At 72.2% G+C, this 5,832-nt stretch carries 6 protein-coding genes; 3 read left to right on the forward strand and 3 right to left on the reverse strand.

Going from position 1 to position 5,832, the window contains the following annotated elements; translation table 11 throughout:
- The coding region (locus tag G3I40_RS17090) for a LysR family transcriptional regulator (protein WP_164303014.1) at window positions 1–338 on the reverse strand (338 nt) is incomplete at its 3' end.
- A gap of 86 nt (window positions 339–424) precedes the next feature.
- Here G3I40_RS17090 and G3I40_RS17095 point away from each other — a divergent pair.
- The gene (locus G3I40_RS17095; RefSeq protein ID WP_164303015.1) at window positions 425–1,339 is read left to right on the forward strand and encodes an EamA family transporter; all 915 of its coding nucleotides are present in this window, start codon (window positions 425–427) and stop codon (window positions 1,337–1,339) included.
- Window positions 1,340–1,348: 9 nt separating this feature from the next.
- Here G3I40_RS17095 and G3I40_RS17100 read toward each other — a convergent pair whose 3' ends face one another.
- A complete protein-coding gene (locus G3I40_RS17100) occupies window positions 1,349–2,146 on the reverse strand; it encodes a sugar phosphate isomerase/epimerase family protein (protein WP_164303016.1) in 798 nt (265 codons plus the stop codon).
- A 44-nt stretch (window positions 2,147–2,190) separates the two neighbouring features.
- A complete protein-coding gene (locus G3I40_RS17105) occupies window positions 2,191–3,126 on the reverse strand; it encodes a bifunctional helix-turn-helix transcriptional regulator/GNAT family N-acetyltransferase (protein WP_164303017.1) in 936 nt (311 codons plus the stop codon).
- A gap of 312 nt (window positions 3,127–3,438) precedes the next feature.
- Here G3I40_RS17105 and G3I40_RS17110 point away from each other — a divergent pair, with 312 nt between their 5' ends.
- Complete coding sequence (locus G3I40_RS17110) at window positions 3,439–4,866, forward strand: alkaline phosphatase family protein (RefSeq protein WP_164303018.1); 1,428 nt, start codon at window positions 3,439–3,441, stop codon at window positions 4,864–4,866.
- Window positions 4,867–4,974: 108 nt separating this feature from the next.
- Window positions 4,975–5,646 carry an alpha/beta hydrolase gene (locus G3I40_RS17115; protein ID WP_164303019.1) on the forward strand — a complete coding sequence of 224 codons (672 nt, stop codon included), beginning with the start codon at window positions 4,975–4,977 and terminating at the stop codon, window positions 5,644–5,646.
- Window positions 5,647–5,832: the final 186 nt, after the last annotated feature.

Raw genomic sequence — 5,832 nt, forward strand, 5'->3', positions numbered from 1 at the left:
TCGGCGAGCGTCGCGGGGAGCAGGCCGCGCGCCGCCGAGGCGAACGCGGCGATCGTCAGCCGCCCGGCAGGCACGCCCCGCCGCTCCTCAAGACCGGTCTCGGCGCGCTCCACGATCGCCATCAACTCACGTGCCGTAGCGGCAAGTTGGTGAGCCTCGTCGGTGAGCCGGACACCGCGCCCCTCCCGCTCCAGGAGTACGGTCCGCGTCTCCCGCTCCAGCTTCGCGATCTGCTGCGAGACGGCGGACGGCGTGTAGCCGAGGGCGGCCGCGGCGGCGCCGACGGTGCCGTGGACCGAGACCGCGTGCAGGGCGCGCAGCCGCTGAAGATCCAACATCCCGACCCTCTCATTAGCAGTGCTACATCCGACTGTGCAGCAATCATCGCTGGTGCTACACGGTCGTGGGACGTGATCCTCGACGCATGAGACCTGCACACACCGGCCTCGCGGTGCTCGTCGCCGCCTTGTGGGGCGTGAACTTCGTCATCATCGACATCGGCCTCGACCACTTCCCGCCGCTGCTCTTCTGCGCCCTGCGCTTCCTGCTCGCCGCGCTGCCCGCGGTGTTCCTCGTCGGGCGGCCGTGCGTGCCGTGGCGCTGGATCGTGGGCGTCGGACTCGCCCTCGGCGTCGGCAAGTTCGGGCTGCTCTTCCTCGGCATGAACTCCGGGATGCCCGCCGGCCTGTCCTCCCTGGTGCTCCAGGTCCAGTCGGTGTTCACCGCGGGCATCGCCTTCGCGTTCCTGGGCGAACGCCCGGGCCGCGTAAGGGTGTCGGGCATGGCGGTGGCGCTCGCGGGCATCGCGGTGGCGGCGGCGGACGAGGGCGGCTCGGGCCCCCTGGGCGCCTTCGCGCTCGTCCTGGTGGCGGCGGTGTTCTGGGGCGTGTCGAACGTGCTGACCCGCAAGGCCTCGCCCACGGCCCCGTTCAACTTCATGGTCTGGTCGAGCGCGGTCCCGGTCCTGCCGCTCCTCGCGCTCTCCCTCCTGTTCGAGGGGCCCGCACGCGACGCCGACGCCCTGACCTCCCTGGACCTGCCGGGCGCGGGCGCGATCGTCTACGTCGCCCTCGTGACCACGCTCTTCGGCTTCAGCGCCTGGAGCCGCCTCCTGCAGCGCTACGACGCCTCGACGGTCGCCCCGTACTCCCTGCTGGTGCCGGTGTTCGGGATGTCGTCCGCGGCCCTGTTCCTGCACGAGTCGGTCAGCCCGCCGGGCTGGTGCGCGGCCGCGCTCCTGGTGACCGGGGTGGCGGTCACCTCACTGGCCGGGGCCCGGCGGGGCGGGCCCGCGCCCCACCCCGCGGCGGAACCCGACCCCGCTGCCGTACGCGTCTGAACTCCCGCTCTACGCCGACTCGTTGAGCAACCGCGCGAGGTGCTCGCGGCCCGCGCCGAGCAGATCGGCGAGCGGGGCCGCGGCCTCGTACCAGCGCTTCTCGTACTCCCAGCACAGCCAGCCGTCCCAGGACTCGCGGCTGAGCACCTCGACGCACTCGGCGAGCGGGAGCACGCCCGCGCCGAGCGGCAACGGCGTGGTGTCGTCGGCGCCCGCGATGTCCTTGACCTGTACGTAGCCCAGGTAGGGGGAGAGCGCCGCGTACGAGACCGCGGGCTGCTCGCCGCCCAGCCAGGTGTGCATGACGTCCCACAGCACGCCCACGTGGCGGTGGCCGACGGGGCCGACGGCGCGGGACACGGCGGCCCCGGTGCGGTGCGAGTCGTGGGTCTCCAGCAGTACCCGTACGTCCCGGTCGGCCGCGTACTCCGCGGCGACGCCCAGACGGCGCGCGGCGGTGGCGTCGGCCGTCTCCGGGTCCTGCTCGCCGCCGCCCGGGAAGACCCGGACGAAGGGGGCCCCGAGGTCGCGGGCGAGGTCCACCAGGGCGCGGATCTCGTCGAGCACCGCGTCGTCGTCGCCGGCCGCCGCCACGCGCGCGTACCCGGCGATGCCCAGGACCTCCACGCCCGCGGCCTTGAACTCGGACGCCACTTCGGCCCGTTCGGCCGGGCCGAGGCCGGGGTGGACGGGCTCCTCGGGGTGGGCGCGCAGCTCCACGCCGTGGTAGCCGTGCATGGTCGCGAGGCGGAGGACGTCGGCCAGCGGGAGGCCGGGGACACCGAGAGTGGAGAACGCCAGTTTCATGGGGCGGACCCTACCCGGGCTTTCGGGCGTCACTCAGCGCCCTGTCACTCGGGCGCCCGGTGCAGCGGAAGCCGCCAGTCCTGCCCGATGAGATCGGCCCCGAACGACCGGTGCGGCGTCTCCCCGGCGAGCACGAACCCGTGCCGCTGGTAGAGGGAGCGGGCCGACTTCAGCACGTCGTTCGTCCACAGCACCAGCTCGCGGTAGCCGACGCCGCGCGCGAACCCGACGACGGCCCGCACCAGCCGGTCGCCGACCCCGAGGCCCCGGGCCTCCGGCTCCACGAGGAGCAGCCGCAGCCGCGCCGCACCGGGCGCCTCGTCCCGTACGCACATCACGCAGCCCACCGGACGGCCGTCGAGCTCGGCGATCCACACCCGCTCCAGATTCGGGTCGTGGTCCTGCGCGAAGTCGGCGACGATCCGGGCGACCAGGCCCTCGTAGTCCGCATTCCAGCCGAACTCGGTCGCGTACACCGCGCCGTTGCGCGCCACGATCCAGCCGAGATCGCCAGGGCCCGGATCGCGCAGCAGCACGTTCTCCGGGTGCGGGGCGGCGCGGCCGTCGCCCAGGACCTCGCGCACGGTGCGCAGTGCCTCGGTCAGGCGCTCGCGGTCGGCGGCGGGCACGGCGGCGAGGAGCGTGCCGATCGATTCCCGCGACCGCTCGTCCAGCAATTGCGCCGCGTTGCGCCCGCGCGGGGTGAGGGTGATGCGCCGCCGACGGGAGTCCTTCTCGGACGAGGCGCGCTCGACCAGCTCGTCGCGCTCGAACTTGCCGAGGATGCGGCTCAGGTAGCCCGCGTCGAGGGAGAGCCGGGTGCGCAGGTCAGCGGCGTCGACGTGCTCGCTGTGCGCGAGTTCGTACAGCACGCGCGACTCGGTGAGCGTGTAGGGGGCGTACAGGTGGCGGCTGTAGTCCAGGGCGCCGATGACGTTCGTGTAGAAGCGGTTGAAGGACCGGATGTCCTGCACGGTCATGTCTACCTCGCGACACAGACAGTTGACTCAGTCAGAGGTTGAAGGCTTCGTCAGCGTACGCCGGGAGGCGGCGCCCGTCCACGATCCGGACGCGGCCGCGGATGCGGCAGGAACGCCGTCAGGTCAAGTCCATGCATATGGCAGGTATAGCGGTTCAAGGGCCGCCCATGGGTTGGCCAAGTCATCACCGTGCGTTGTCGGCCATTTCATCGACAACCCCCTCCGCCCCACCGCCGACTCCCCGCAGAGTGGCACCAACGGCCCGTCGCACACGGGCCGTTGGCATGCCCGAACACTTCAGAGGGGACTCCCATGACCGAGCTGACCCGACGCAGACTCCTCGGCTCCGCGGCAGGCGCCGTCGGCGGCGCCGCCGCCCTCTCCCTCCTCCCGCCGAGCGTCCAGAAGGCGGTCGCCGCGGGCCCGCCCCGCAAGGGCTCCCTGCGCGACATCGAGCACGTCGTGATGCTGATGCAGGAGAACCGCTCCTTCGACCACTACTTCGGCACCCTCAAGGGCGTCCGCGGCTTCAACGACCCCAAGGCGCAGCGGCTCAGCACGGGCCGCTCGGTCTTCTACCAGCCCGACGCCGAGAACCCGAAGGGCTACCTCCTGCCCTTCCACCTGGACACGCACTCCACCAGCGCCCAGGCCATCCCCTCCACCAGCCACGCCTGGTCGGTCCAGCACGAGGCCTGGAACAACGGCCGGATGGACCAGTGGCTACCGGCCCACCGCAAGGCCGACGGCGTCAACGGGCCCTACGTCATGGGGTATTACACCCGCAAGGACATCCCGTTCCAGTTCGCGCTCGCGGAGACCTTCACCATCTGCGACAACTACTTCTGCTCGGTCTTCGGCCCGACCTGGCCCAACCGCCTGTACTGGATGACGGGCAGCATCGACGCGGCCGGCACCCAGGGCGGCCCGATCCTCAACAACACGGCGCCCACGCCCTACCGCTGGACGACGTACGCCGAACGCCTGCAGGCCGCCGGGGTCAGCTGGAAGGTCTACCAGCAGGACGACGACTACGGCTGCAACATGCTGGAGAACTTCGCCAGCTTCAAGAGCGCGCAGCCGGGCTCGGACCTCTACGAACGCGGCGTGCGCCCCCAGCCGGAGGGCACCTTCGAGGACGACGCCCGCAACGACCGCCTCCCCGCCGTCAGTTGGATCATGCCGACGAGCTACCAGTCGGAGCACCCCGACTACCTGCCGGCGGCGGGCGCGGACTTCGTGGCCCAGAAGATCGAGGCGATAGCCAGCAACCCCAAGGTCTGGGCGAAGACCGCCTTCATCCTCAACTACGACGAGAACGACGGCCTGTTCGACCACGTGACGCCGCCCACGCCCCGCGCGGGCACGCCGGGCGAGTTCATCCAGGGCCTGCCCATCGGCGGCGGCTTCCGCGTCCCCGCGATCATCATCTCGCCCTGGACGGTGGGCGGCTGGGTGGCCTCCGAGTCCTTCGACCACACCTCGGCCCTGCAGTTCCTGGAGCGGTTCACCGGCGTCGAGGAGCCGAACATCACCGACTGGCGCCGCGACACCTTCGGCGACCTCACCTCGGCCTTCCGCTTCTCCCACGCCACGCACCGGCCGCCCCGCCTGCCGCACGACACGGCCGAGCAGCTGGAGCAGGCCAAGGAGGAGGTCGCCACCCTGCCGAAGCCGACCCTGCCCGGCGCGGACCAGCACTTCCCGCACCAGGAGCACGGACGCAGGCCGCACGTGTAGACCCCGGCCCGCCCCCTCAACAGGCCGTCCTCATAACCAGGTTGAGAACGCCGGGCCGATGAGCCACAGTGTCCGCCTCCTTCCCCAGCGATGTCAGGAGAGGCAGACATGGCGACCTTCGTCCTCGTGCCCGGAGGCTGGCACGGCGGCTGGTACTACGCGGCCCTCGCCGACACCCTCCGGGCCGCCGGGCACCGGGCCCTGCCGGTCACGCTCACCGGCATCGGCGAGCGCGCGCACCTCGGCGGCCCGGCGGTCAATCTGGAGACCCACATCGCGGACGTCCTCGCCGTACTGGCGTCGGAGCGGGTCACCGACGCCGTCCTGGTGGGGCACAGCTACGCGGGCATGGTGATCACCGGCGCCGCCGACCGCGCCGCCCCGGGCGTGGTGCGCCGTCTCGTCTACAGCGACGCCTACGTCCCCCAGGACGGCGATTCCTGCTGGGAGTTGACCACACAGGCGTTCCGGCAGATCTTCCTCGACGGCGCGGCGGCGGACGGCTACTCGGTCGCACCGCCGCCCGGCCTCGACCCCCGCACGACGGCGCACCCCCTCGCGTCCTTCCTCCAGCGGCTGCGGCTGGACGGCGAGGGCCTGGCCCGTATCAGGACGCGCGACTACGTCTACCTGTCCGGCTGGACGGGCACCCCGTTCACCGCACTCCACGAGCGCCTCGCCAAGGACCCCGACTGGCGCACGCACTCCCTGGACTCCACCCACAACGTCATGCGCGACGCCCCGGATGCCGTCCTGCGGATCCTCCTGCGCGGCGAGTGACGCCCTGGGGTGTGTGGCGAAAGCCGTCTGCCCCGCGACGCCCGGCACGCCCGCTCCGGCGCCCTGCGAGCGCACACGCCAGACGCCGCGGGCCCCGCCCTTCGGGCGAACGGGGGCGGGACCTTCGCCGCCCGTCCTACTCGCGCGGCGCGGCCGTCGACCCCCGCACCATCAACTCCCCGCGCA

This window comes from Streptomyces sp. SID14478 (assembly GCF_010548525.1).
Taxonomy (GTDB): Bacteria; Actinomycetota; Actinomycetes; order Streptomycetales; family Streptomycetaceae; genus Streptomyces.

Bases quoted from the DNA above. Each gene is read 5' to 3' on its own strand.
- G3I40_RS17095 (WP_164303015.1), top strand. From the start codon at position 425: ATGAGACCTGCACACACCGGCCTCGCGGTGCTCGTCGCCGCCTTGTGG.
- G3I40_RS17100 (WP_164303016.1), bottom strand. From the start codon at position 2,146: ATGAAACTGGCGTTCTCCACTCTCGGTGTCCCCGGCCTCCCGCTGGCC.
- G3I40_RS17105 (WP_164303017.1), bottom strand. From the start codon at position 3,126: ATGACCGTGCAGGACATCCGGTCCTTCAACCGCTTCTACACGAACGTC.
- G3I40_RS17110 (WP_164303018.1), top strand. From the start codon at position 3,439: ATGACCGAGCTGACCCGACGCAGACTCCTCGGCTCCGCGGCAGGCGCC.
- G3I40_RS17115 (WP_164303019.1), top strand. From the start codon at position 4,975: ATGGCGACCTTCGTCCTCGTGCCCGGAGGCTGGCACGGCGGCTGGTAC.